At 58.5% G+C, this 25,495-nt stretch carries 27 protein-coding genes and 3 pseudogenes; 12 read left to right on the plus strand and 18 right to left on the minus strand.

Annotated features, from left to right (window positions below):
- Positions 1-93: 93 nt before the first annotated feature.
- The 7 genes and pseudogenes from pseC to ACZ5IL_RS19010 form a co-directional block, all read right to left on the minus strand.
- Positions 94-1,251 carry a UDP-4-amino-4,6-dideoxy-N-acetyl-beta-L-altrosamine transaminase gene (gene pseC, locus ACZ5IL_RS18980; RefSeq protein WP_464593907.1) on the minus strand — a complete coding sequence of 386 codons (1,158 nt, stop codon included), beginning with the start codon at positions 1,249-1,251 and terminating at the stop codon, positions 94-96.
- The gene (locus ACZ5IL_RS18985) at positions 1,248-2,183 is read right to left on the minus strand and encodes a polysaccharide biosynthesis protein (protein WP_464593909.1); all 936 of its coding nucleotides are present in this window, start codon (positions 2,181-2,183) and stop codon (positions 1,248-1,250) included. The genes pseC and ACZ5IL_RS18985 overlap by 4 nt, the downstream gene beginning before the upstream one ends.
- 482 nt (positions 2,184-2,665) lie before the next feature.
- A pseudogene (locus ACZ5IL_RS18990) lies at positions 2,666-2,815 on the minus strand (ATP-binding protein); the annotation flags it as partial.
- A gap of 66 nt (positions 2,816-2,881) precedes the next feature.
- Positions 2,882-5,122 (minus strand): TOMM precursor leader peptide-binding protein, encoded by a 2,241-nt coding sequence (locus ACZ5IL_RS18995; protein WP_464593911.1) that lies wholly within the window; start codon positions 5,120-5,122, stop codon positions 2,882-2,884.
- A 31-nt stretch (positions 5,123-5,153) separates the two neighbouring features.
- A complete protein-coding gene (locus ACZ5IL_RS19000; RefSeq protein WP_464593913.1) occupies positions 5,154-6,503 on the minus strand; it encodes a radical SAM protein in 1,350 nt (449 codons plus the stop codon).
- A 108-nt stretch (positions 6,504-6,611) separates the two neighbouring features.
- Complete coding sequence (locus ACZ5IL_RS19005) at positions 6,612-6,833, minus strand: hypothetical protein (protein ID WP_464593915.1); 222 nt, start codon at positions 6,831-6,833, stop codon at positions 6,612-6,614.
- A 567-nt stretch (positions 6,834-7,400) separates the two neighbouring features.
- Entirely contained in the window at positions 7,401-7,856 is a 456-nt protein-coding gene (locus ACZ5IL_RS19010; RefSeq protein WP_464593917.1) for an integrase core domain-containing protein, read from the minus strand.
- 112 nt (positions 7,857-7,968) lie between these two features.
- On the opposite strand from ACZ5IL_RS19010, the gene ACZ5IL_RS19015 reads away from it, so the two are divergent.
- The 4 genes from ACZ5IL_RS19015 to ACZ5IL_RS19030 all read left to right on the plus strand — a co-directional run bounded on the left by ACZ5IL_RS19015 (position 7,969) and on the right by ACZ5IL_RS19030 (position 11,036).
- Positions 7,969-8,214, plus strand: a complete 246-nt coding sequence (locus ACZ5IL_RS19015; protein ID WP_464593921.1) for a hypothetical protein — start codon at positions 7,969-7,971, stop codon at positions 8,212-8,214.
- Positions 8,215-8,555: 341 nt separating this feature from the next.
- Positions 8,556-9,185: a peptidoglycan-binding domain-containing protein gene (locus ACZ5IL_RS19020; RefSeq protein ID WP_464593923.1), complete on the plus strand. Its 630-nt coding sequence runs from the start codon at positions 8,556-8,558 to the stop codon at positions 9,183-9,185.
- A gap of 1,190 nt (positions 9,186-10,375) precedes the next feature.
- A complete protein-coding gene (locus ACZ5IL_RS19025; RefSeq protein ID WP_464593925.1) occupies positions 10,376-10,507 on the plus strand; it encodes a hypothetical protein in 132 nt (43 codons plus the stop codon).
- Positions 10,500-11,036, plus strand: a complete 537-nt coding sequence (locus tag ACZ5IL_RS19030; RefSeq protein WP_464593927.1) for a DUF5681 domain-containing protein — start codon at positions 10,500-10,502, stop codon at positions 11,034-11,036. Before ACZ5IL_RS19025 ends, ACZ5IL_RS19030 begins: the two co-directional genes overlap by 8 nt.
- 240 nt (positions 11,037-11,276) lie before the next feature.
- Here the strand turns inward: ACZ5IL_RS19030 and ACZ5IL_RS19035 are convergent, their stop codons facing one another.
- Both ACZ5IL_RS19035 and ACZ5IL_RS19040 read right to left on the minus strand, forming a co-directional pair.
- On the minus strand, positions 11,277-11,405 hold the full coding sequence (locus ACZ5IL_RS19035) for a hypothetical protein (protein WP_464593929.1): 129 nt from the start codon (positions 11,403-11,405) through the stop codon (positions 11,277-11,279).
- Positions 11,402-12,495: pseudogene (locus ACZ5IL_RS19040) on the minus strand (IS5 family transposase). Before ACZ5IL_RS19040 ends, ACZ5IL_RS19035 begins: the two are co-directional and overlap by 4 nt.
- Positions 12,496-12,620: 125 nt before the next feature.
- Between ACZ5IL_RS19040 and ACZ5IL_RS19045 the strand changes: the two are divergent.
- The 3 genes from ACZ5IL_RS19045 (at position 12,621) to ACZ5IL_RS19055 (ending at position 14,212) form a co-directional block, all read left to right on the plus strand.
- Positions 12,621-13,010: a hypothetical protein gene (locus ACZ5IL_RS19045; protein ID WP_464593931.1), complete on the plus strand. Its 390-nt coding sequence runs from the start codon at positions 12,621-12,623 to the stop codon at positions 13,008-13,010.
- On the plus strand, positions 12,997-13,233 hold the full coding sequence (locus ACZ5IL_RS19050) for a hypothetical protein (protein ID WP_464593933.1): 237 nt from the start codon (positions 12,997-12,999) through the stop codon (positions 13,231-13,233). Before ACZ5IL_RS19045 ends, ACZ5IL_RS19050 begins: the two co-directional genes overlap by 14 nt.
- 70 nt (positions 13,234-13,303) lie before the next feature.
- On the plus strand, positions 13,304-14,212 hold the full coding sequence (locus tag ACZ5IL_RS19055) for a transporter (RefSeq protein ID WP_464593935.1): 909 nt from the start codon (positions 13,304-13,306) through the stop codon (positions 14,210-14,212).
- A gap of 216 nt (positions 14,213-14,428) precedes the next feature.
- Here the strand turns inward: ACZ5IL_RS19055 and ACZ5IL_RS19060 are convergent, their stop codons facing one another.
- The 4 genes from ACZ5IL_RS19060 to ACZ5IL_RS19075 all read right to left on the minus strand — a co-directional run bounded on the left by ACZ5IL_RS19060 (position 14,429) and on the right by ACZ5IL_RS19075 (position 16,079).
- Entirely contained in the window at positions 14,429-14,626 is a 198-nt protein-coding gene (locus tag ACZ5IL_RS19060; RefSeq protein WP_464593937.1) for a twin transmembrane helix small protein, read from the minus strand.
- 237 nt (positions 14,627-14,863) lie between these two features.
- Positions 14,864-15,349: a cupin domain-containing protein gene (locus ACZ5IL_RS19065; protein WP_425906630.1), complete on the minus strand. Its 486-nt coding sequence runs from the start codon at positions 15,347-15,349 to the stop codon at positions 14,864-14,866.
- An 80-nt stretch (positions 15,350-15,429) separates the two neighbouring features.
- Positions 15,430-15,747, minus strand: a complete 318-nt coding sequence (locus ACZ5IL_RS19070; protein ID WP_464593939.1) for a hypothetical protein — start codon at positions 15,745-15,747, stop codon at positions 15,430-15,432.
- Between the two features lie 110 nt (positions 15,748-15,857).
- Complete coding sequence (locus ACZ5IL_RS19075) at positions 15,858-16,079, minus strand: hypothetical protein (RefSeq protein ID WP_464593941.1); 222 nt, start codon at positions 16,077-16,079, stop codon at positions 15,858-15,860.
- A gap of 34 nt (positions 16,080-16,113) precedes the next feature.
- On the opposite strand from ACZ5IL_RS19075, the gene ACZ5IL_RS19080 reads away from it, so the two are divergent.
- Complete coding sequence (locus ACZ5IL_RS19080; protein WP_464593943.1) at positions 16,114-16,614, plus strand: GGDEF domain-containing protein; 501 nt, start codon at positions 16,114-16,116, stop codon at positions 16,612-16,614.
- A gap of 516 nt (positions 16,615-17,130) precedes the next feature.
- On the opposite strand, the gene dmeF is transcribed toward ACZ5IL_RS19080, so the two are convergent.
- Positions 17,131-18,060, minus strand: a complete 930-nt coding sequence (gene dmeF / locus ACZ5IL_RS19085; protein WP_464596944.1) for a CDF family Co(II)/Ni(II) efflux transporter DmeF — start codon at positions 18,058-18,060, stop codon at positions 17,131-17,133.
- A 272-nt stretch (positions 18,061-18,332) separates the two neighbouring features.
- On the opposite strand from dmeF, the gene ACZ5IL_RS19090 reads away from it, so the two are divergent.
- Genes ACZ5IL_RS19090 through ACZ5IL_RS19100 form a run of 3 tightly spaced genes read left to right on the plus strand, consistent with a single transcriptional unit; the run spans position 18,333 to position 20,215 of the window.
- On the plus strand, positions 18,333-19,469 hold the full coding sequence (locus ACZ5IL_RS19090; protein WP_464593945.1) for an acyltransferase family protein: 1,137 nt from the start codon (positions 18,333-18,335) through the stop codon (positions 19,467-19,469).
- A 3-nt stretch (positions 19,470-19,472) separates the two neighbouring features.
- Entirely contained in the window at positions 19,473-19,712 is a 240-nt protein-coding gene (locus tag ACZ5IL_RS19095; protein WP_464593947.1) for a hypothetical protein, read from the plus strand.
- A complete protein-coding gene (locus ACZ5IL_RS19100) occupies positions 19,709-20,215 on the plus strand; it encodes a DoxX family protein (RefSeq protein ID WP_464593949.1) in 507 nt (168 codons plus the stop codon). Before ACZ5IL_RS19095 ends, ACZ5IL_RS19100 begins: the two co-directional genes overlap by 4 nt.
- A 118-nt stretch (positions 20,216-20,333) precedes the next feature.
- On the opposite strand, the pseudogene ACZ5IL_RS19105 reads toward ACZ5IL_RS19100, so the two are convergent.
- From ACZ5IL_RS19105 to ACZ5IL_RS19120, 4 genes and pseudogenes are all read right to left on the minus strand, one after another.
- Positions 20,334-20,450, minus strand: a pseudogene (locus ACZ5IL_RS19105) (DUF1259 domain-containing protein); the annotation flags it as partial.
- A 48-nt stretch (positions 20,451-20,498) separates the two neighbouring features.
- Positions 20,499-21,329 (minus strand): type 1 glutamine amidotransferase, encoded by an 831-nt coding sequence (locus tag ACZ5IL_RS19110; RefSeq protein WP_464593951.1) that lies wholly within the window; start codon positions 21,327-21,329, stop codon positions 20,499-20,501.
- A 3-nt stretch (positions 21,330-21,332) separates the two neighbouring features.
- Positions 21,333-22,505, minus strand: a complete 1,173-nt coding sequence (locus ACZ5IL_RS19115; RefSeq protein WP_464593953.1) for an iron-containing alcohol dehydrogenase — start codon at positions 22,503-22,505, stop codon at positions 21,333-21,335.
- An 84-nt stretch (positions 22,506-22,589) separates the two neighbouring features.
- Positions 22,590-23,957: a glutamine synthetase family protein gene (locus tag ACZ5IL_RS19120; protein ID WP_464593955.1), complete on the minus strand. Its 1,368-nt coding sequence runs from the start codon at positions 23,955-23,957 to the stop codon at positions 22,590-22,592.
- A 541-nt stretch (positions 23,958-24,498) separates the two neighbouring features.
- Here ACZ5IL_RS19120 and ACZ5IL_RS19125 point away from each other — a divergent pair.
- The gene (locus tag ACZ5IL_RS19125; protein ID WP_464593957.1) at positions 24,499-25,170 is read left to right on the plus strand and encodes a DUF2270 domain-containing protein; all 672 of its coding nucleotides are present in this window, start codon (positions 24,499-24,501) and stop codon (positions 25,168-25,170) included.
- The last annotated feature ends 325 nt before the right edge of the window (positions 25,171-25,495 follow it).

A 25,495-nucleotide genomic window follows, 5' to 3' on the forward strand; every position in this document is an offset into this window, starting at 1 on the left:
AGGGTCATACGTCACAAGCCAACCGTCCTGTCTTGCTCTGAGACCGAACGTTGGATCTCCGGTCGGAATCTCAAAACACAACAATTTAGATCCTCAAGCTCCGATCGCGTGGGATAACCGTTCCATAACGTAATCTTGCTGTTCAGCGCTCAAGTTTGGATGAATAGGCAACGTTAGTGCGAAATCGTAGTATTTTTCGGCAGTCGGAAAATCGCCACGGGAGAATCCCAAGGCCCGGTACCATGGTTGTAGATGGACCGGGATGTAATGGACGTTGACGCCGATACCTGAAGAGCGCATCGCTGCAAAAACTTCGGCGCGAGTACGCCTTACGGTTTCATCCAGTTCAATGACATATAGATGCAACGCCGAGAGAGTGCCCTCCGGCACGAACTGGCGAATCACGGGAAGACCGGCAAGCCCTTCGTGATAACGCGCCGCGATCGTGTGCCGCCGAGCAACGAATTCGGCGAGACGATCAAATTGCCTCACGCCGAGCGCCGCCTGAATGTCGCTCATACGGTAGTTGAAGCCGAGCATCACCTGCTCGTAGTACCAAGGGCCTTCGGGAACGGCGGTCATATCAGCGGGATCGCGCGAAATGCCATGGTTGCGCAGCAGGCGCATGCGATGGGCGATCTCGGCAGAACGCGTGGTCGCCGCACCGCCTTCTCCTGTTGTCACAATCTTGACGGGATGGAAGGAAAAAACGGTAACGTCAGCGAGTTCGCTCGAACCGACGGGCCTATTCTGGTAGTATCCGCCAACAGCATGGCTCGCATCTTCAAGGATACGGAAGCCGTATCGGTCCGCCAACCGGCGGATGGAGGCAAGATCTGCGGACGTACCGGCGAAGTCCACTGGAACGACAACCTTCGGCAAGGTGCCGTTGCGTTCGGCCGCTTCGAGCTTGGCGGCCAGTGCCTCGACGTCCATGTTTCGGGTCCTAGCATTGATATCGACGAAATCGACGATCGCTCCGCAGTAGAGACCGCAGTTGGCGGAGGCCACAAAGGTGTTCGGCACCGTCCAGAGTCGATCCGATGGCCCGAGCCCGAGCGCAAGACAAGCGACGTGCAGCGCCGCAGTTGCTGATGAAAAGGCTACCGCTTCGGGCGCGTCGACTGCCCGCGCCAACGTCTCCTCGAACCTAGGGACCATCGGCCCTTGGGTTAGGAAGTCTGACCGAAGGACTTCGACGACCGCCTCGACATCGACGCTAGAGATGTCCTGACGACCATAGGGAATCATGTCTTGGTCCGTTCATAGAATTCCCGGATTTGTTCCACAGAGTAACGGACGGGGTTTGTACCGGAGTTGTACTCGAAACCCCGCGCTACAAAAGCACCAGTCTCACCGAGACGGTTCTCCAAATAATCATAGCCGCGATCGTGGAACTTGATCGACGGCCGCATTACATGCCGCATTACATAATGATCCCTGAACTCGAGCGTCAAATGGCTACTATTCGCAGGGCACAATATCTCGTGCAGCTTTTCGCCCAACCGGATACCAGTCAAGTTCTGTGGCAGGTGCGGCGCCATCGCCGTTGCAAGGTCGACTATCCGGATCGACGGCATCTTCGGTACGAAGATTTCGCCGCCATGCATACGTCGGAAGCACTTCAGAACGAAGTCGACGCTTTCCCGCAACGAGATCCAGAAACGAGTCATGGCGGTGTCGGTGATCGGCAATGACGTCGCGCCTTGCACTATCAGTTTTTCAAAAAATGGGACCACCGATCGGCGCAAGCCGGCAACGTTGCCGTAGCGCACGACCGAGAAGGTGGTACGTCGTTTGCCTGCCATATTGCTGGCAGCAATGAACAGTTTATCCGATGCAAGCTTGGTGGCGCCATACAGGTTGATCGGATTAGCCGCTTTATCGCTTGAGAGCACGACCACCTGCTCAACGTCGTTGGCAAGCGCGGCTGCCACAATGTTCTCCGCGCCATAAATGTTCCCACGTATCGCTTCGATCAACCGCTCGCGATCACGCACATCGCCAATTAGCCAGCGAATGCAGGGCGCGTTTACTTCCTGCTGCATCTCGAATTGCTTGAGCTCATCGCGTGAATAGAAAACGAGGCGCGCCAAGTCGTAGCGCTCGAGCAGTATATTCGCAAATTTGCGCCCGAAGGAGCCTGTACCGCCGGAAATAAATACGGATTTGCCGTTGAACACCTGGACCTCTCTTTATCTGGGAGTGGCGTAACCGAAGTCCGCGCGATGTCAATGACGGGCCGGTCAGACTAAATCAACGAAGTGGCAAGTGACGGCGTGTGACGACCGCGCCATAGATTTGATCCCGATCGCGGATGAGGTATTTTGGGGCATCATCCCAAGGGAAGGCCTCCGTTATCTGACGCGCAATCCACTCCGTTGTCGGATTTGCTGCGACGTTGTGGCCGCCAAGCATTACACTTGGCGAAACGCTGTCACTGACCTCGGCACAGCCGTCGCTGCCGATCGAAGGTGTAGATTGGCGCGCGCCCGAGCAATGCTGGCGTCCGGCAATTGCCGGATGATCCGCGACCAATTGACTCGATGATGCAAGAAATGCGGCGAGAACGGTGCGAGTCAGTTAGATTCTTCTCGTACGAACGTCGATCTCGCCGCACTGCCCGACGACGGGAAGCGCTGCAGAAGCTGGTGCGCTCCGCTTGTAACCGGTCGGGGAGCGCGCTGGTGAGACGTTCGAACCCAAAGACGGACGTCCATTCATTAAAAGGCAGATTGCCGGTCACCAGCGTTGCGCCGCGTTCGTAGCGCTGGCTGAAAACCTCGAACAGCAGCTCGCGGAGGGGCCGAGATAGGATTGTCCGAGCGTCACACGTCAAGCGTACCACCATCGCAAAAACGGCTGCTTGCAGCCGGCTCGGTCAGCAGAATGGGTGTGGTGCCGGGTTCAGCGCCTTCCTCCGCCAATGTCGAAGCCTCCAGCTTCCGCGAAACTCCATTCCGAAACCGCAATGGAGTGGCTGTAGACCTGCCGCGACGGCGCGGACGACATGAATGGAGGCGCTCGCCACGTCGGGCGGGGTAAGGTCGGCCACCGCGATCTCGACTCCATCGCCGGCCAGACGGGCCGCCAATTCAGCAAGGCTCGGAATCGGCTCGTCATGGCTCTCCACCTCCGGTTCGTAGCTCGGCGCGTTTCGAAGAAACGCCAACTCTTCCTCTCGCTTAGGCAAATAATAACAAGCGTGGTCGAGAAACTGGCCGCAGCGCACCTCCTCTGGACGCATTGGCCGCGGTCCACTTCCCTCTCGCAGCATCTTCATCAGGCCGAAGCCCGAGACGGCCTGCTCCAGCATCGCCCCTCGGGCCGCATGCCGGAGACAGGGATGCGCCGCCGCAGTGGCGGACAGGCCGGGCCATGACCGTCCGTCTCCCATGGCTGTGCACAGAACCACCGGAGTCTTTCCTGCGCCCTCGAGCAGGTAAAATGCGACAGAAACGCCCGCGGACATCAGTTCGCCGGCGATGTCGCGGGTCTCGGCATCGCAGAGATTGAGCGGCAGTTGGCGCCCCGGGTCGCGGCAGAGCCACGCGACCATGACCGCGTCCCGCTCAATGAGCTCCAGAACGGCCCGCATCGTTGCACTTTCCAAGTCCGCTCCAGCGGCTAGCCCGTTCGAGGTGACCTGCGCGACGAAATCCGAAAACACGGACGGAAATTTGTAGTACAGTTGACTGGCCAGTACCCACGTCTTCGTCCCGGTTCGCAAATTGTTCGCCAACCTCCAAAAATGAACTGCCTCGCGATCGAAGGGCGCGAACGGAAAGCCTTCGGCGGCATATTGCGCCGCATCATACATTCCAACCCGACGCGGATCGAGCACTTGGCCATCGAGCTCGGCCATACGGGCTTGGACCAGGGTATCAAGATCGCAGCGCGAAGCGGCATATCTTTCGAACGCCTCTCCGATCGCGCTGAGCATTGCTGTCCCTTCCGCCATCCCCTTGCCAGACGCCGGCTCCGGTAGGGTAGGATCGGTTCGAAACGCGCAAAAAGGGGCAATCTCTGCAACCGCAACAAAAGCTTTGCGCGCGAACTGCGGCAGCTCCCGGAGGACCGGCCCGACAATCGGCCCTGTTTCCGGATCGATCCAGTCCAGGAACGCCGTTCGGATCGTCTCTACGTTAGGCTCGTCAGCGGTGGCCGAAAGGTCCGGCCGCGGCAGTGCCGGACCATCCGTTCCACAGGTCTCGCACCAAGGCATCGGAACAAAGCCATGGCGCGCTGAGGTCTGCCCGTGCACCTCGACGAGCCGCACATGCGCGCGCAGCGACGTTTCAGCGGCCGACCGGAGATAGCGCCGGACCTCCACCGCAACCGATTGCCCGAAGGACCGCGCCACGTCCCACGGCAGAGGTGGGAAATTCGCAACCGTCAGACGATCGGCGCGCGCCACCGCCTCGGGATCGGGGCTATGCGCACGGCGCCGCTGACGTGCACAGAGCCAGCAACCCGCGGTGCCTGGAAGGGAGATCGGGCCGATGCAACCCCGCGTGCCGACGATGTCCGCCCCGAGAAAGGCGATCCTGACAGCGCGGCAAGCGCGCTCCAGCTCGACTTGCCGTCCTACCCTGACCGGGGCCAGCGCGCCGACGACGAGGTCCACATCCGGAGGTAAATCCCATTCTCCGTCGGCGCATGCGTGCAAGCGGGCGATGCAATCCGGGGCCATGATTTTGACCCTGCTGCACAGAGCCTCCAGACTGGTTGCCGCGTCGCAATTGCCACTCGGCTCAGGATACCAGAACGACAGGTACGCTATCCCCGAATGGGCGAGTTCTTCGGCCAAGGCCGGCACCCAATCGGCATCGCCAGCAATGAGCACATGGCCCTCGCGTGGGCGCGGCGCCTGCGTCGCAGCACTTGCAGCATCCGCCACGCCCGCCATCTCAAGCAACTGGGTCAGTTCAGTGTAACAGGCCTCCATTCGGCCGCCATGCGGCCGAATCCCGTAGACTTCTCCAGAAATCGGATCGGCATAGGCCAGAAGCGCCTCGATCATCTCCCTGACCGTTTCGCTTCGGATCAGGATCGGGCCGGCTACGCCGATGAGCAGAACCCCGTCCGGCTCTAGATGAATACGGTCCCGCGTGATCCGCATAACCGTTCTCCGAACCGGCTCACGCCACCGCTTACGCAGCCTCGGCCGGATCAGTCGCCGAATCGGTGCGACTGAAAGCCGCCACTAGGAGCAGCCGTTCCGCCATATTGCGCTTGGAGCTGGGGCAGGGCACTCGGCCCTCGATCCATTCCTTCGGACATGCGCCTCCACAGACAGGAAGCATTCGGCAGCGGCTGCAGCCGAAGGCGCCGCTCTGAACTTGATCGTTGAAGCTACCAAGGACGTCGCGCGTCGTGCCTCGCTCGCCGCTCATGACATCACCAATGGCAAATCGGTTTGGCGTGCCGTAGCTCGGCACATAGGAGACCTCGGTGCAGTTGAAGAGCGTGCCATGCGCATCGACCAGGGCTCCCTGCGGCTGCACCGCAAGGCAGACGACATGCTGCACCTTGGGGACGAGCGGCACCGAAAAGCCCAGCCGTTTCATCTCCACGAACCAGGACAGCTCCATGCGGGCGTAGTCCTCCGGGTCAAGGCTCCGCCGATGGGCATCATTGCCCCAGGAGTGGATCGGCGCCGTATAGAACTGGACCGCACGGTGCAGCCCCTCGTCATGCAGGCGCTGCAGCAGCCGTACAACATCGGGCGCATTCTCCCGGTCGACATTGCAGCGGACCTTGATCTCCACCGGATCGGAGCCAATCGTATCCGCCAGCGCTACGAGGTTCGCAAGGATCTGGTTGAAAGTCGGTTTACCGGATTTCGTATGCCGTCGCCGGTCGTGGTACATCGCAGTTCCATCGAGCGACACGGTGATAGACACAACCCCGAGTGCATTTACTAGCTCAGCGCCTATCTTCCGTGACATTGCCAATCCGTTGGTAACAATGCTCGCCCGGTATTCAACATTCCTTTCTTCCGCAATTCGTCGAAGCTGGGGCGTCAGAGAGCGCATTTGCACAAGCCCGGAAAGCGGCTCGGCGCCAAACCAGCAGAGGTTCAGCTCTGCAAACTTCCCGGCATCCAGTCTGTCTCGGACGTCCCGCAGAATGGCCGTCTCGTTCTCTATGCTGAGGTTTCTTCGCTCATGCGTCTGGCCACAGTAGCCACAGCCGAGCTGGCAATGCGCGGTCGGCTGGATTACGTAATTCAGATGAGTATTGGTCCGGATCGCCTCGCGATTGCGCGATAACACAGCCGCTAGTTCGTCCTCCGCCTGCGGCACGAGTATTTCCGCTTCCGACAACTCGGTCCGGGTCTTGGCGTTCAGTTTCTCGAATGCGCCCGACCGCAAGACTTGCCAGATCGATAGCGGCAACTCGAAAACGGCGCCCGTCCGGGTGGCGAGAACCACTAAAAGGGGTGCGTTATTCTCAGAGAATATAGGTGATACGACAATATATGAGGACAGCTTCTGCATGATCGGGCCTCATTAGCAGCTAAGCACGGTTATCAAACCGAGCAGCCTACCCGCATCAAAAACGTCCGGCGGAATAACATTGGCTTCCGCCGGACGAGGCGAACGGACTTACTTCCGGCCCCCGGCTTTCGCCGCCAGCGCAGCTTCGGCACCGCCGCAGCCGCTATTCTGACAACCAGTGTTCTGGTCCGACAGCGCCTTAAGCCGGCTCAACTGAGCCTCGGAAAGGTTTGACGCCGCTGTGCCGGTTGTCATTTGTTCTACTGCTTTACCCAAACTCAGTTTTGCACTGGAAAGCGCTTCGATAACGGAATCGAGATCTTCGGCCATTTTGCAATCCTTTCAAATTGAAGACGCCCATCGCACCCGGCGCCGAAAACAAATAAATAATCTTCTCCAAAACCAGCACCGTTGTGCTCCGTGATGGACCGCTCCATTGTATGCGATTACTTATGATCAAGCTGTGATGCCCCATGATCAGATTTAGTGCGTTAAATGTTAAAAATGATGTCCTCGACATACGCTGTAACAATTCGGCGACGTGATCGAGATCAACACAGCCCCGTTCGTTGAGCACCACGGCGAGTGTAGCGGCGGCGGAGTGCCGAGGTAATGACCGGTGCCGCGGGCGCATCACATGCTCGGTGAAGATCGGCCCCGGCGTAGATTTATTTATGCTGTCTTCGGGAGTTGGGCACAGCTGAGGTGGTGATCCACCTGAAGCAGTTGGGCTGTGGATGTCTGCGGTGCCGATCGCGCGCCGATGACGAACGACACGGCTTTGGGATTCGCGATCTCCCTGCGCTGATCAGACGCAATCTGCAAACGCTGTCCTCGCCGCGGCAAGATTTCTGATGACTTCAGCAATTGTTCTGCAGGCGCTTTCGGATTTCTGCTTTATCTTCGCTGTGCCTGTCGCAAATCAAATCGAATATATTGGTGATGCAGGCCACCCAGGATTGGAAGGCGAAGAACACCCCCTGCTCTCTGAACCGTGCGCGATACGGGCGCATTGTTGTCCAACGATTGGTGCGCGCGCGTCTCATTATAGTAGTTCATGTAAGACAGCAGCACGTGACGAAGATGCCGCTCGCCAAAGACAACAACATGATCAAGGCATTCCCACCGGATCGAATCGATCAGCCGTTCAGCATATGCGTTTTGCCATGGCGAGCGCGGCGACGTCGGTCGATCACGAATGCCCATGGATCGAACTCTTCGAATAAAGATTTCGCCATAGGCTCCGTCCCGGTCGCGGATCAGATAGCGAGGGGCCTGCTTCCAGCCGTACGAGCAACCGAAATGAGATCGTCGGTACGACGAACAGATCCATCGCCGCGATGTCGTCGGCATGAAAGTCCGTCGGCGCTTTCAATAAATTCCCGACAGATGGCGTTCCCGACTTTACGAGCGGCTGTCTGAGAATTAGCCTTGCGCCAAGCGACGGCTAGGGAGACAGCTCGCGATGAGATTTCTGGTGATGGCAGTGGCGGTGCTGGCGTTGTTGGCAGTGCCTGCACAGGCCCAGATGGGAGGCGGCAAGCGTGGGCATAAGGGCGGGGGTCCTGCAGCCACAGGCAATAAGCCCAAGGTCGACGAAAAGGCCTATCAGGAGGCTCTCAAACGCATTCCCGATTCCAAGGAAAAGTACGATCCATGGGCTGTGACTAGGTCGCCTGAAGCTGGAAAGTCTTCGAAGAGTGCGCAATGAAACCATGTTTATGGGTGGGATTACCTATCCGAGCCTGGCGAGAACTGTGTCGTCGGCAGGCTGGTATGCTCTGCTGGTGTCCGCCGATCATCGAGGGATGACCGCCGTCGCCTCCGGCCAGCGTTCAACACGAACCTCTTTGGATTATGCCTTGCGTCGCCATCGGGCATGCCTCAAATCCGACATCGCGCCAGTTCCTAAAAGGGCCACAAACGGACTCATGCATCACATCTCGGGAACCTGAGGCTCCGGCCATTTTTGAGGTTGATCCCGAAGGACCAAGGACGGTGCCGTTCCCATTGCCCCCGCGTGCAATACGGCGTGACAATCGGCGCGAGGCTATGGAACCGTCTGCGGCGGACAACAGTTTACCCCGCGACGAAGCGGAGTGGCGCCGCCGGATTTTGATGGTTCAGACGGTGCGGTGCGTCTCCTACTTTCTAGACCGAACCATCGGCGGACTTGGGGGCGAAGGAAAGGACATGCGCGCCTTGATCCTGGCATTGTCCATTCTAGCGATCATCAATAGCGCGCACTTTGCTATGGCTGGTCTGAGCAGCACGCCTCGCGAGACGTTGATACCTGCCGATACAGCGATCGCTACCGACGAAGCGACTCAGAAGACCGAGGAACAGATCGGCCTCACCAAAACAAAGCGCCGTGACGTGCAACGTAGGCTAACCAGGCTCGGGTTCGACACCAAGATCAATGGGAAGTTCGACGAATCGACTCGCGCCGTTATCGCGCGCTGGCAGGAGAAAAACGGTTACCCTACGACTGGCTTCCTCAACGCCACCCAGCATAAGGTACTAACGGACACCAGCGCGAACGCTGGCAAATCTGGCCATCAACACCGTCGTCGCGCTGGGGGCCGTGCCCGCTATTCGCGTGGTGTCGGCGGTCCAATCGGCGCGATCGGCGGCGCTGTGCACGGCGTAGGGCGTGCGGTGGGCGGACTGTTCCGCAGATGACTCGTCTAGCCTCAAGATAGTTGGAAACACGCCTACGCAGCCTGGCATTTTGTAAGACGGCTATGACGATTGACTCGCCAAGGGCGAGCTCATGTATCGGGGCATGCGCAGTGGTGGGGCCAGAGGGTGGCGTCGGAGATGGTCATTCGCGTCGATTTTGATATGTCAGCAGCATGTCCGGTTATGGGGTAATCTTGGAGCAACGATTGTTTCACGGTTGAAGGCACAGCCTAAATTTCATCTAAGCAACCAACGGGGGTCTCGGATCATGTGCTCTCTACTTGCTGATTTGAATGGGCTGCAATAAAGCCCGCGCCAACAGCGGGGCTTTTTCGTCAGTCTCTGGAAATGCGAAAAATAACAGACTGGGTGGCGGCGGACGCAGTCGGATGCGAACCGGTCTTTCGAGCTTTACGGGAATTAACAGGGCAAAAATGCAAATTTGATCGTTTTCGCGCGTGTGGTCCGGCGAACAACGGCGTGTTTCTAGGGACTTACGCTATTAATTCCCGCGAAAATTGGAACGGGAATTTGTGACGCGAGGTACGGGGAATGAATGCTAGACAACGCGAAGAACGGCAGTAGTCGCGCTGAATTTATCGGCATCCCACATCTGGACTTGATCGACGCGCTAAATCGTTTTATTGGCCGAGGGCCTGAGACGGGTGTCGATGATGCGGCATGGGTCGTTGCGCCACTCCGTTGTGAATAGAGAGCCGGCATGGGTCGGAGCTATTCTTAAGGTACCTCGACGCTGCATGGGCAGATTGCGTGGTTTTCGGTTTTCACCGGAGCCGCGCTTTTTTATGCCGGCTCTAAATCGAGGAGCAGTCCATGCCCCGTGAGTATTCCGTCGGTTACAAGAAGCCTCCCGTCGAGTATCGCTTCAAAAAGGGCAATCTCGCCGCGCGTCGCAAGACGAGCCGGAAAGATAAAGTCCCTGATCTCGTCAGTCACCTCAACTCAATCGCCCCTTTGACACGGACAGAGGCGGCAAGCGTGTCAAGGTGCACCCTTTCGGGGCCGCCCTGCTCTCTTTGGTTAGAGAGGCGCTGAAGGGCAAGCCGAGCGCTATCAAGAAGGTTATCCAGATCGTTGAAGGGGCAGGCTTGTTTGAACCGCCTCCCGGCAAACAAACTCATGGGTCCCTCGTTGCGCCGAAGAACCTCGACCTGCATTCCTTCTGCATCTTGCTGAAGATCCTGGGCGCGCCGCCTTGGGAGCCCGGGATGTTTGAGGCGGCGCAAGCCGAATATCAGCAAGATCAAGCGCAGCTCGATGAATTACGTCGTCAATTTCTGAAGGGGCAGGACAATGGCTAAGACTGCGAGCGGCCGTAAGCCGCCCCCGGTCGAATACCGCTTTCTCAAAGGCAAGTCAGGCAACCCGCGGGGCCGGCCAAAAGGGGCGATCAGCCAGCGCTCGATCGTGCGGCGGGTCGCCCTGAAAAAGGTTCGGGGGTCTTATGACGGCGAGCCCGTTTACCAGACAATCCTTGAGTGCATTTTGGACGTATTGAAACGAGAGGCCGCACGGGGAAAGCCGTCCATGACGGCCGAATCGTCGAGGATTTTGAACAAACTCAGTCCACCGCCGGAAGACCAACGGGGCGGCTTTCTGGTGGTTCCGGCTACTTTGACTGCCGAGGAATGGATGGCTCAGGCTGAAAAGCGCAATGCAGAGGCCCGCGATCCTTCGCTCCCCCACGAGGCGAACCAAGAACTCGACGCCACGGTCACTGTTTTTTCGAAAGATCAAGCGCTGGTCGACGCAGAGATCAAGAAAGCAAGAAACGGCCTGCCGTCCCCGCTTGGAGAGGCTATGCTGACCTTCAAGAGAAAATGGGGTTGACCAGGCGAATTAGCCGGCGCGTCTCACAAGACGCGCCGACATCGCAGCGGACGCAGCCTGCACCTCACCAAAACCTGTTGACGCCGAGGTCAATCGGATAGCCAAATCTACCTTCACTTCTCATGCCGACACTGCGTTGCACTGCGCTGATCGCTTTTTGCGACAATCAGATCAAGCCGGGCGCGAGTTATTCGAAAAGGAAATATCGCGGGTTGCATCTGCGTATATAGGATTCGTCCTTTAGCAGGCTGTTGAAGAAGTGTTCTGTCTGGCTTTGGGGATGGCTTGATCGCCGTTGTGATAGGCGAATGCGATCTGGATTGAGCCGCCGTCGAGCAGTTTGGCGTGGCCGTGAGACGGCGCGGTCATGCTGGCACCGCCATGAGCTTCGGCAATCGCACCAGATTGTAAGCGGCGGCTGCGAAGGTGAAGGCCCATCCGACGCGGTCGCGGCCACGGAAGCGGGTCTTGTCCTGGCGGGCAACCATCTTGATCCAGCCGAACGCTTCCTCAATGCGCTTGCGGAGACGCTGGCTGATGGCATAGCCGCGGTGTGCCGCGTCGTGCGCCCGTCGATCGCCGAGCTTCGGCTGCTTGTGTTCTGCGCCACGTGCGGCGTCACCTTCATCGCGCGCAACTCGTTGACGAAGTCCTCCGTGTCATAGGCCTTATCAGCGCCAAGTGTGATGGCCAGGGGCCGGTCGGCGCGAGGTTCGATCATGTGCAACGCCGCCACCCGCTCGGCATGTCCGCCGGCCAGCGTCAGGCAGGCGTCGACCAACAGGCCATGGCGGTTCTCCATCAGCCCATGACCCATGAAGCATAGCTTCGCCTCCTTGCCCTTGCCCTTCTTGTAGAGCCTTGCGTCCGGATCGGTGGTCGAAGCATGCGTGTCGTTAGTCCGCTTCTCGCCGTGGAAGTCGGCTTCGGCATTGCGCCCGACGCCGCCGGCCGGCGGCTCGCCAGAGCCGTCCTTCGGTTTGACGCTCTTCGTCGAAGCCCAGGCCTCGATCAGCGTGCCGTCGACCGAGAAGTGATCGCTCGACAGCAGCTTCTCCACCTTGGGCTGGGCCAGCACCGCACTCAGGAACTTGGCCGCGATGTCGCCCTCAAGCAGCCGGTCGCGGTTCTTCGAGAACACCGAATGGTCCCAGGCTGGATCGTCGACGCCGATGCCCACGAACCAGCGGAACAGAAGGTCGTATTCCAGCCGCTCCATAGGCAACCGCTCCGAGCGGATCGAGTAGAACGCCTGCAACAGCATCGCCCTGAGCAACTTCTCGGGTGGGATCGACGGCCGCCCGAGTGGCGAATACAGCGCCGCGAACTCCCGCTCCAAAGCGACAAGCGCTTCATTCACAATTACCCGGATGGCGCGAAGCGGGTGATCGCGCCGAACCCGCGCCTCCAGATCAACGTAGCTGAACAACTCGCCAGTCAGATTGTCACCACCGCGCACCCATCAGATCCAAATCGCTTCAAAGCCAATGAATCATGCTCACAGCTCGGCCGCGACTGGCCTTTTTCAACAGCCTGTTAGGCCCTAGCAAACGATTGGCATGACCGCTCTGAAGGAAGCGAATGATGGACGGGAAGCAAGGAACGTCATCAGGAAAAAACGCCATTGAATCCTCAGTCGACAAGCAGCGCGAACGTGCGCCGGCATCGAAGCCGAAGGCAGGCAGCCCGAGGACCGATGGCGAGAAGCAGCCCGACAGCATCTACGACCACTTTGACAAGAACAGCTTTCGCTTTTGGGAGCGCGAGATTTCCAGGGGACGATTCCCCACCTCGCCCGAGCTTACCGAACTTCTGAAGAAAAACAGCGGCAATCCCGTTCCGGATTGGCTCGTTCCGATCATTGAGCGCCGAGATGAATTAAGGTGGCGTACCGGCCGCCCCCCGAAATCTGCCCTCAACGAGATGCATCACCAACAGTGGCTTCGGCACAGTGTTCGCCGTGTCAAAGGGTAAGCCAGAACCGGTCTGCGATTACGCCGGGTTCGCTCCGTTCGGTTTCGGCTATCGACGCTGTCCCGGCGAGCAACTGACAATCGCCGTGTTCGCGGATTTTCTCCGCAAGGTGTGGCGCGACAAGATCGTCTTCCACAATCTAAATCAGCCGAGACCCGGAAGGGTCCCCGTCGGGCCGGGTGCGGTGATCGACGACAACATGGGCTTCTCACGGTCTGAGTAGCGCATCTCATCGAAACCCGTACCGGCTATGCGTCGGCGCGATTGCAGGAAGGGCGATGCAGGCGGGAAGCATGCGTGCGGCGAAGCGACGGTGGATGTTTCTGTGCGGAGTCGCTGCGGTCGTGTGTCCCGGTGCGGACGCCCGGGCCGGGTCGGCGCGTGATTACCTCAATGCGCCGGTCGATACTTGGCTAGTCAACTATAACGCGGGGTATACGACGTCCGTGATACCCGCGGATGGCACGGATACAGTCCCTGGTGTTCGCTCGAACGTGTTCGCACAGTCGATCGTTCTCACTCGCATCATGGACTACTGGGGGCGTACCGGAGGCTTCTCGCTTGTTCTACCTTACGCGCTCATAGACACAAGCGCCGGCCCAATCCGCGCAAGCACGAATGGCTTTTCCGATATCGGCTTCCTTTGGCAGATAAACATCTTTGGTGGACCAGCGTTGACGCGCGAGCAATTTCAATTCTTTATCCCGCAGACCTTCTCAAGCTTTCATCTTTTGGTGACAACTCCGCTCGGGACATACAATCCGACCTCTCCGATCAATCCTAGCGCTAACCGCTGGATGATTTCTCCCACCGTCAATTTCAGCTACACGCCGGATCAAGGCTGGACCTGGATCGAGACCTACGTCTCGGGGCGATTTTTCAGCGACAACCACAATTACCTTGTGAGCGGAGCGCAAACGCTTTCGCAGAAGCCGGTCCTGCGGCTCGAGGAGCACTTGAGCCGCAACGTCACTGACGGTTTATGGCTTTCCTTGGATGCCTTTTACAATCTCGGGGGAGAGAATAGCATTGACGGCGTTGAGCAGAACAATATGGCAAATACGCTAAGAATCGGCGGCGGAATGGGACTGCGCCTGTGGCGTGGCGCCGATCTCGCGCTGAACTACGAACGTGTGGTCGCCAAACCAGCAAGCCAGCCCTACTCGCAGACCGTCCGACTTACCGTGAGGCAACTCTGGTAGGTCCGTGCTTATTTCCGCGCGGTTCGCCACACCAAATTGGAAGCACGGCTCATGTCCGTTGCGGGTCAGTCGCGACCGGCGCGACACGGCGGCGAGTCCGGCCAACTCCTCAATGCCACGATTGTGTTGAAGAAGTCGCCATCTGATCTGGAGTGATCCAAAGTTCAAACAGATAATATGCGCCCGATAAGACAAAAGGACTCATCAGTCGCGAACTTATTGCTGTCCCACCATCCAGACCGTTGTCATTGTGATGACAATCGCGATGAACTGAAGGAGGACCCGCATTCGCATAAGCTTTTGCGATAGGTTGGGACTACCGCCGCGCATCATGTTGATCAGACCCATGAGCAGTACGGCAGCGACCGCAGCCACCGCGATCGGAATCAAAACGTTGCTCAGGAATAGCGTCATGGTAATAGCGATCTCACGCTCGCTTAATGTAAGTAACTGAGTGAGACGGAAGTGGTTCCGGGCAACCGCGCGTTCTTTGGCCCACAGCCCTGCGCCCTGCGCGGCCCCAAAACTCGCTCTTGACGGCTGCAAGACTATTCGCGGCCGCCCGTCCGAATGGCTTTTGAAGCGCGGCGGACGCAACGAAGTCGCGCTCTTGGCAAGCCCGCCCGCAAACCTTCGGCGTTGATCCCGATATTACATCTTCGGACGCGGATCATCCTTTGGATTGATGTAGTTGATGCCCCATGGACCGGAGCTGTTGAGCTGAATAACCGTGGCGTCGTCGGCGAAGAACGAGTGCACCGAACGAGCGGGCATAGCAAAGAAACTACCCGCGGGAAGAACCTGAGCTTTGTCGTGATCGTCTGTCGTTCCCATTCCCAGCCGCGCTGCTCCCGAGAGCACGGTGACGATCTCTGGCTTGGGATGAGTGTGCGGCGCAATGTGATAGCCCTTTGGCACCTTCAGCCGAAGAGCAAACAGACCTTCCTTGCCCGGGTCGCCATACAGCACTGCCGCCTGCGCACCCTGCGGGAGGGATGATGGCGCTGGTCCCCACACGATGTCCTGGGGCGCAAACAACTTGTGCTCGCCTGTCTCTTGGCCAACGGCGCTGCCGGCCAGCGTTGTGAGTCCGATAGCCGTTGTCGCAACAATGTTGAGAAGAGTATGCCGATTCATTGTGGCTTCTCCTTTGACATAGGCGCTGCCCGTGAACGGCTACGCGCCCGGCGCAGATGCGAAAGTTCAAATCAGACTGCTCAGCCGAGCAGCCTGCCTCGCCGAAACATGAAAATGCCGGGAACGAAACTTCTGGCCACCGCGAGAACGCCACTCTCGCAGTTTTCCAACGCGATCTTCTGGGCAAGCATCACGTCACCGATCGGCAGCTCACCCATTGTTCGAAAACACAGCCCTAGCCTCGGGTGGCCTGTTTCGTCGACCTCGCAAACGTTCGTCATGGTGCCGGGATAAATCCTATACCGCCTGCCCGTGTCGCCACCGACGACTTCGAAGTATTCCTTTTCCGCGAACTGCATCCGTTGCACCGGTGACAGCCACTCCCGCAGAAGCCCCAAAGACCGGCCCTCCGCAGTTCGCTCGGCCCCAAGTCTGATGAAAAGCGCCCTTACGGCTCTTATACGCGAGCGTTCGCATGGTGGAAGTCGCGACATGGCGCTGACCGTTTCTACCCGCCGACCAGCCTGGGGAAGAACACGGTTTCTTCCGCGTCCGGGTCGAACGATCGGATTTGCGAGACCTGCCCTGCACCGGTCCGGACCGCGGCGGTGAAGCCGACCTTCGTCAGCTCGCGAAATCGCTGCTCCGCCTTAGCCAGTTCCTGTGCGTCATTCGCATTGAAAAAGTTCCGGCTGTCGCCGGTAGGGTCCATCACGATCTGGATTGCCATGATCGTCCTCCTCGGATGCTAATAGCCAAGGACCTTGATCAATTATCCGGCTGAAGCTGCGGAACTTCAAGAAAATAGATTCGTCGCGAACCTAAAATTCGGAACGTCGGCGCTCGTGCTGATCGATCTTGACCGTTTCAATTACCTAAACGATACGTTCGGCCACGAGGCCGGCGATGCATGCCTGCGCGAGATTGGGATGCGCTTGGGACAGGCTTTCAGCAACGCCGGCTCGATCGCCCGGCTGGGCGGCGACGAGTTTGCACTCATCCTGAGCGCTCCAGCAGCTCCCGCCCGAATCTTGCGTTTGCTGCAGGAAACCGTCGTGAGGCTGCATCAACATTTTTCTGGAATGGTCTTAGCCTTAGAGTTGGCGCTTCGATTGGAGTTGCCCTCGTCGGCCGCTCGCATCGCCGGCGGATTACCGAATTGTTCGCAGAGGTCGACATGCGCTGAAATGCGCCCGGCTATCTCGGCGGCGCGTGACATCGGCGCGTCCTTGTTCAATGACAAATGGGTACGCATGCCGTTGTAATAGCTGATGTACGACAGCAGCACGTGGCGCAGATGGCGTTCGCCGAAGACCACGACATGATCAAGCATTCCCTAAGGATCGATCCGTTCCGCATACGCATTTTGCCACGGTGAGCGAGGAGACGTCGGACGGTCTCGGATGCCGATCGACCGAACCAGGCGGATAAATATCTCACCATAGGCTCGATCGCGATCCCGGATCAGGTCACGAGGGATTTGCTCCCAGCCACACACCTCCGTCAGTTGGCTGGCGATCTATTCGGCCGTCGGATGCGCGGTCACTCCAAACCACAGGATCTGCCGCCAGCCATGGCCCATGATCAGCAGGCCGTAGAGCTGGACGAAAGGCGATTGTCGGCACCACGAAAAAGTCCATCGCGGAGCGTCGCCTATTAAAAAATTCGCTGTACGGGCCAATCACCGTTCGCCTCGTTCTTGTACCCCAACAGCTTACTTGGATCGATCGGCTAGGCCGAACGAAAGGCACTGGACATTAGTCACTTCGCGAGTCGCGCCATTAGCCATGCGCGTGCTGCGGACAAGCCTCGACTTCTATTGTTACGTGACTAAGGCCCCGCAACCCTCCGAGCCGCCGCTTGTACGTCTTCGGCGGCAGCGGGTTGTCCGAAATAACCGAAATGATCGCGGCCCGATGTCCTGGCCCCACCTGCCACAGGTGAAAATCGGTGACACGATCACCCTTGGTTTCGATTCGCTCGCGGATCGTCATTTCGAGATTTTTGTCCGCGCTGGCATCCAAAAGCACAGCTCCAGAATCTCGGATCAAACCATAGGCCCAGCTACCGATGACCAGACTACCGAAGATGCCAACTAAAGGATCGGCCCAAGTCCATCCAAAGTACATCGCGAGCACCAGCGCAGCGATTGCCAGCACCGATGTGGCCGCATCTGCCAGTACATGGACGTAAGCGGCACGGAGATTGTTATCGTGGTGATGGTGCGAATGATCGCTTCCATGATGATGATGGTGAGAGTCTTGAAGAAGCCATGCGCTGGCGATATTGACCGTTAATCCCAGTACCGCAACCACTATCGCTTCGCTGTAGGCAATCGTGACCGGGTTAAAGAGCCGAACCACACTCTCGTAAGCAATCTGCATGGCTATCATCGCAAGCATGATTGCGCTCGAAAAGGCGGCAAGCTCGCCGAACTTTCCTGTGCCAAAGGCAAATCGCGAATTTTTGGCATGCCTGCGAGCCAATAAATAGGCTAACCCTGCAATGCCCAACGCCGCTGCGTGCGTCGCCATGTGCCAACCGTCTGCCAACAATGCCATCGATCCAAATATGGTACCAGCCACGATCTCGCCGATCATCATTGACGCCGTAAGCGCCACGACAATCCAGGTTCTGCGCTCGTTCTGGGCGTGCTGATCACCGAGAAAAACGTGGCCGTGAACCCATTGATCTATTGAATGTGTGTGCATGTCGACTCCCACGCGAGGCATTCTCTCGCTCTTCCGAACCTGCGCGTCTTAAGGCCATCATTATCAGATCATGCCGCTAGGCGCTAAAACAGCCCCTCTGAACTCCCAGAACGCAAAAGGCTTGATGACTAATCGCACTGTGTCGGGAATGGCCGTTTCGCGAGCTTAAGCGTTCGAGAGCGGCTTCAAGAAAGCAACTTGTTTCAGCGGTTCCGTTAAGGCAGTCTCAATCGGTGTGACCGATAGATCCCGCCGACTTAAGAGGGCGTCCCATGGACAAGACTGTCCACACGCATTCTCGGGTACCGGTTCTCGATCTGTTGCGTCTTGCAGCCGTGTTAGCCGTTGTCCTTTACCACTATGGCTTCTGGGGGCCGATCTCAGCGAGCGGCATTTCGCAGGTGGCCTTGCCCGCATTGGCGCCGGCCGGACAATACGGATTTCTCGGTGTGTCGGTTTTCTTTGCCATCAGCGGCTTCGTCATTGCGTACTCGGCGGAGGGACGGTCCTGGATCGGTTTCATCATCGCGCGCTTCAGTCGCATCTATCCGACATTTGTTCTCTGCATGACATTGACGTTTACGGTCATGCTGGCGGTTGGCGTCGGGCATGTCACGCGCTCACAGTGGCTCGCCAACCTATTCATCGCCGCGCCATTCCTCGGCCAGCCCTATGTCGACACCGTCTACTGGTCGCTCGTGATCGAGGTGGTATTCTATGGATGGGTCGCGCTGTTCATGATGTTGGGCTGGTTTCCTCGCCACATAGATGCGCTCATCCTCGTCTGGCTCGCAATCACGTTTGCGAACGAACTGACGATCGATGCACCGATCTTCGAGAAGGTTTTCATTGCCGACGATAGCGGATTCTTCGTAGTCGGCCTGCTGATCTACCAGCACTACCGTGGACGTCGCGGGACGCGATTCTGGAGTCTGTTCGCCCTTGCAATGGGAACGGCGATCTTTCAAGCAACGCACAAGCTGGAGCGGCTCGGTGCGCATCCGGATAATACGTTCGACCCGAGAGTCGTGGCAGCCATCTGTGTCGTCGCGCTGCTCGGCGTATTCCTCGCGACGCGCATCAAGCGTATCCCGCTCCCTGCCGCCGTTGTGCTCGCCGCCGGTGGAATGACTTATCCGCTGTATTTGTTGCACATGCAGATGGGTTACGTGATTTTCTCGGCGATGGAACCACATGATCATGCTGCAATAGCCGTCACAACAATCGTCGCAGGCATTGCACTTCTTGCGTGGGCCATCTGGTGGTTTGTGGAGCCGTGGATGCACCGATTTGTCAAATCCAAGTTGACCCAACTCACCGCCCGTTTCGGATGGTCTTCGTCTGGGCCCCACGCCGATGGCTTTCCTAGTTGTCAACGGCCGACGCTTGATCCACCGGTAGCACCTTAGCCAATGGCAAAAGCCGGCATCTATGATGCGATCACCAATCTCGCCGCGCTCAGGCTTTCGCCTGAGGACCGGCTTTATCCGCGCTGGGTCGCAATCATCGGCCTGATCGTATGCCTGTTCCTCGCCTTCTGGGTACCGGTCACGATCTGGGTTGTGGGCCCTGGCCTCATTCTCATCGGGCTGACTTGGATAACTCTGGCGCCGCGCCTTTGGACAGCAGCGAATAGGAGCACGCTTTCATGAAACAGTCCTGGTGGTTCTCTCCCGGCGAATCGACCTGGGCCATTTTCATCCGCTTGGCGCTCGCTGGTGTATTCATCCCCGAAGGCCTGCAGAAACTGACGCATGCCGACATTCTCGGTGCCGGCCGTTTCGTCAAGATCGGCATTCCCTGGCCAGAATTCTTTGGGCCGTTCGTTGGCGTGATTGAAATGCTGGCGGGGATCATGTTCATGATCGGCTATGCTTCGCGCGCGGCGGCCGTGCCGATCATCGTCATCATGATCGTGGCGATCATCTCCACGAAAATCCCAATCCTGTTAGGCCGCAACTGGTGGATATTCAGCCTCCGCCACCTGGATCGCTATGGTTTCTTGAGCTTCACTCATGAGACGCGCACCGACTGGGCAATGCTGATGAGCGCACTCTTCATGTTGCTGTCCGGATCAGGTCGCTGGTCGCTCGATGCGCGCGCTTGGCGACCGAAGTTCAGCCAGCGGAATACATTAGCTGATGGTAAGAGATGACAACGGTTTTGTGAGGCAGGAAATGCAGAATTGCACTCATATATTCCCGAGAATGGATAATCGGCAAAGCTGCCGCTTGAACGGTCGTTGCGTCGCATTACGCCGAGTGGGGGCCGCCTCAGTTTTTTGTGCCTGAGGTCTTGTCGAGTGCTGCGCGTAGGTCTTTGGCGAGCTTGATTGCATCGTCATTGGCCAAAAAGTGCATGAAGAAGAGCCTTGGCTGCTCGTCCAGCATGATTCCGATCGCCACACTGCGAAAGTTACGAGGAGATCGTCAGGTCCTTCATTTGCACTCCAAAAAGGAGAACCAATTCGCAAGCTCGGTCTGGCGTATCGCGTCACTAACAATATCTGCGTCCAGTCCGAGACGCCATGCGATGTCACGCCGCTTTGGGTCTGCTTCGAGCGCGGACAGGTCGGCTGCATATCGTTCGAGTTCAGCAAGATCAGCGAAAAAGCCCTCGTCGACCAAGGTCTGGCCGTAACGACGGATCACGGAGGCAACGTCGTGCAGACGATATTCCGGATGATACTGCACCCCCCAAAATACGCCCCGTCCGAAGCGGATCTCCGCTGCCTGAACCTCGCAGATCGCATTTCGTGCCGTGATGACGGTGTCCGCCGGAAGACGGGTAACGACATCGCTATGGATGGCCGGCGCGTCGAATGCCGCGGCGCGACGCGCATGCATTGGATGTAGGTGCCCCTCCGTGGTCAGCGTGATCTTGCGCGCGAATGCCACTTCCCGACCCGCGGGATTGAGCCCAACCTCCCCTCCTGCCGCCACTGCCGCAAGCTGCAATCCCCAGCACGACCCGAACATCGGAATCCCGCGAGCAAAGACCTCGCGGACAAACTCGATCTGCCGCATCGACTCGGCTTCGCACTGGTAAATGTTGAGCGACGAGCCGGTGATGGCAACGCCATGATAGGCATCGATTGGCTGAGGCGGCGAAGCGCTTTCGTCAGTTCCAAGATAAATATCGACCGCCGCTTGGGGGGCCAGGGTTCGGAGTAGATCGGCGTAGCTCTCGCCCGGAGTCGTCCCCGCAGTTTGCCCAATCCGGCGGCGGCCGGATGGAGGGTTGCCTTCAAGAACCAATAACCGCAGCAAGGCCTATCCCCCGATGTCACCGCGGATCGCGGCTAGCGTGAGTTGCTCGAACTCGGCTTCGGTCAGTGACCTGGGATTGGCGCTAGCGGTCGGATCCTTGACCGCATCTTTCGCAATCGTTCCGGCATCTGCTTCCTTGACGCCGAGCTCCGCCAGCGTATGCGGTACCCCAAGATTCTTCCGCAAGGCCATAATCCAGTTCAGCACAGTATCGAAATCACGGCCCGGCAGGTCGAGTGCGCGGGCAATATGCGGGATCTTGTCGGCGATAGCTTTCCTGTTGCACACCATGACGTAGGGGAAGATGACACCGTTGGTGAGACCATGGTGCGTATCGTATCGTGCGCCGACGGGGTGCGACACCGAATGGATCGCGCCGAGCCCTTTCTGGAAAGCTGTGGCTCCCATCGACGCCGCCGCGAACATGTAGGCGCGAGCTTCCAGGTCGTTACCGTCAGCGACGGCGCGTGGCAAATAGGTGTCGACGATCTTGATGCCCTCCAGCGCCACACCATCGGCGAGCGGATGAAAGGCTTTCACACAATAGGCCTCGAAACAGTGCGCCAGCGCATCCATGCCCGTCGCCATGGTCAGGAACGGCGGAAGGCCGACCGCGAGCTCCGGGTCCTCGACGGCGACCTTCGGCATCATCAAGGGGTGAAAGATGATTTTCTTTTCGTACGTTTCTTCGCGAATGATCACGCTTGCGCGCCCGACCTCAGAGCCGGTACCGGCGGTGGTAGGCACCGCGATGATGGGGGCGACACCGTCGGTGCAGGCCCTTGTCCACCAGTCGCCGACATCCTCGAAATCAAAGACCGACCGCGACTGGGCCACCATGAACGCCACGCACTTGCCGACGTCGAGTGCCGAGCCGCCGCCGACCGCGACAACGCCGTCGTGACCACCCTGCTTGAACGCCACAACGCCGGCCGTCAGGTTGGACTCGACTGGATTACCTTTGACATCGGAGAAGATGCTGATCGGGATTCCCGCCTCGCGCACGCGCCGTGCGATGCTCGCGATCATGTCAGACTTGGCGAGTCCTGCATCCGTGACAAGCAATGGCCTGGTGATGCCATGAGCCCGGCAGAGATCCGGCAACTCGGCGATGCGCCCGGGCCCCGCAATGACGCGCGTCGGAAAATTCCAAGCTCCAGTGATTTGAACGTGCATGGACGGCTCTCAATGCTTCAGTCGGAGATGATATGATTTGGGCCGGGACATCGTTCACGATATCACTCTTGGAAGCGTCGGGTTTCAGATGATCTCAAAATAACGGGCAAGTTCCCAATCGGTGATCGCCTTGCGGAATTCGCGCTCCTCCCATTGCCGTGTCATGGCAAAATGCTCGACGAAGAGCTCGCCGAATAATTCCCGGGCAATGACAGATCCAGCGAGCCGATCCGCAGCCTCCGACAATGTACGCGGCAACGCGCGAGCAGCTGCATGCTTCATGTCATAGGCATTACCGGTGATCGGCTCATCAGGCTCGATCTTGTGCTCGATGCCCCAGAGCCCCGAGCCGAGCGCAGCGGCGATGGCCAGATACGGATTGATGTCGGCAGCGGCGATTCGGTATTCGACGCGCTGGCCCGACGGCGATCCCGGTATCACGCGCAAGGCGCAGGTGCGATTTTCGATGCCCCAGGTGGCGTCGGTCGGAGCCCAGAAACCCGGGATCAGTCGCGAATAGCTATTCACGGTCGACGCGACCATGGCCAGAAGTTCAGGCAGAAGCGCCTGCTGGCCTCCGACGAAATGACGCATGGTGTCGGACATGTAGCCCGGACGACCGCTTTCGTGGAATGCCGGCTTGCCATCGGCACCGCGCAGCGACAAATGCAGATGGCCGGACTGGCCGGGATAGGCATTCGACCATTTGGCCATGAACGTCACCATCTTGCCCTGACGTTCGGCCCATACCTTGGAGAAGGTCTTGAACAGGACCGCGCGGTCGGCGGCCGCGAGCGCATCCGTGTACTGGATGGCGGCTTCCAGCACGCCGGGGCCCGTTTCCGTGTGAAAGCTTTCCAGCGGAATGTCCATCTCGTCGCATAGCGCGAGCAGTCCGCGATTGAGATCCGCCTCGACCGACGAACGCAGTACGGAATAGCCGAACCAGCCGGGCGTAAGGTTTTTCAGATCGCGAAAGTTCTTCTCCCTGATGCTGTGCGGTGTCTCGTCGAAGACGAAGAACTCGAATTCCGCAGCGACCATGGCGGCAAATCCCATCTTGGCCGCCCGATCGATCACGCGCTTCAGAAGTCGCCGAGGGCAGAGCTGCGCTGCCGCGTCATCAAACTCGCCGAGAAAGAACAGCATGCCCGGCTCGGTCGGCAATTCGCGGCAGGTGGCGGGGTCAATGCGGGCGGTCGCATCCGGAAATGCAGTGTGCCAGCCGGTGAAGGTCGACTTGTCATAGAGCTGGTCACTGGAGTCCCAGCCGAAGATCACATCGCAGAACTTGAACCCCGATTCGAGCGCGTTGAAAAACTTGTCCCGCGCCAGATACTTGCCGCGGATGACGCCGTCGAGATCGACTACGCCGAGCTTGACGTGAGACAGACGGCGCGCCTCGATCAGCGCACGGGCATCTTCAGCATTCTTTACGCTTCTCGCATCCATGGACTGTGTCTCGGTTAGCGTGGCGGCGGATGAGCGTTTGGTCAGACCGGGCAGATCTCCTACAACTCATCTTCACACGCCGTGACGAACATGTCCGCATTTTCCTTGCTGAAGCAGAGCGGCGGCCGAATCTTCAACCTGCTGTCATACGGGCCAGACCCACCGGTCAGAATGCCTGTGTGTGCCGAAAACCTCATCAGAGTTGATGATGCGACGGAATCTCCTAAACTGGCGAAATGATCGGGCTGCAAGCTTCTCTCATAAGACGGAAGCATCGCGCGATTCGGCCTCACGTGCCAGCCGGATTAGGTTTCCGATAGGGACAGCTGCGGCGTGATCGCGATTGAATGCTGGATTTGTCGCACCTATCATCCGCTAACGTGACAAAGCCCACCCCGCTATTCTTGGACCTGATGCTGGTAATTCAGGCTCAGGGCAAGCATAGTTGCGGCATTGGATTCATCGGCGTCGATGATGTGGACTCCCCCCGGTCAACGCCGGTGATTTGCGGAAATGTTGTTCGGACAACCGGAGTCCCGCCATGTCTCCCAGCGAATTACCCCCCCGACACACCTTCGATTCCGCCGAAATGGGCGTCATCGCGCATCTGTACCGCGGCGAAGTCTATCGCTCGACGATCTGGCGAACGCGGCTCGACCACACGACCAATTGGTCGATCGTCACGATGGGCATCGCGCTGTCGACGACCTTTTCGACCCCGGAGGCGTCACCCCTACCCCTTATACTGGTGGGGCTGCTGCTTGCCGTGTTTCTCGGCATGGAAGCGCGGCGCTATCGCTATTTCAATGTCTGGCGCGCCCGGACTCGCTGGCTGGAGATGAATTTCTATGCGCCAATATTCACCGGTGAGGCGCACGACGATAGCTGGCAGGTGATTCTCGCGCGCGACTACACGGCGCCACGCCACCACATATCGTTTGTCCGCGCGGCTGGGCGGCGTTTGCGTCGAAACTACGTCTGGATTTTCGCCATTCAGGCAATCGCCTATTACGGCAAGATAGCCATCCATCCGACGCCTGTGGCGACCCTGGCCGAATATTCCGATCGCGCCGCCGTCGGACCGATTCCCGGCTGGATCGTTCTGATGACAGGCTTTGCCTACTATTTCGGTTGGCTGGCGCTCGCGCTTGGCACGATGTGGCTCGACCAACGCCAGCACGACGCCAAGGGCGACAATGTGGCGATGGGTTAAGCAGGAGGTGGGACGCCTGCCCAACCCGCCATGGGTCGGGCGATCGACTTGACGCCAAAGCGTCCACAATCCTTGTGTGTGCCGAAAACCTCATCCGAGTTGATGATGTGACGGAATCGCCTACCCATCGATCTTTGGACAAGGATGCGCCGGTTTCTCGCCCGGTTCAGCGAACCGGTGTGATCAGTTCACGCGCCATCCTGGGCGGACTTCATCATCGCTACGCCCGTGTTTAAGTTTTCGGTACACACAACGGACACCCTGAGCAGAAAATTGCGGGGAGATATTCGTAGGTCGCGTCTTATGCCACCGTCGTTCCAGTTCA

Source organism: Nitrobacter sp. CN101 (genome assembly GCF_055390255.1).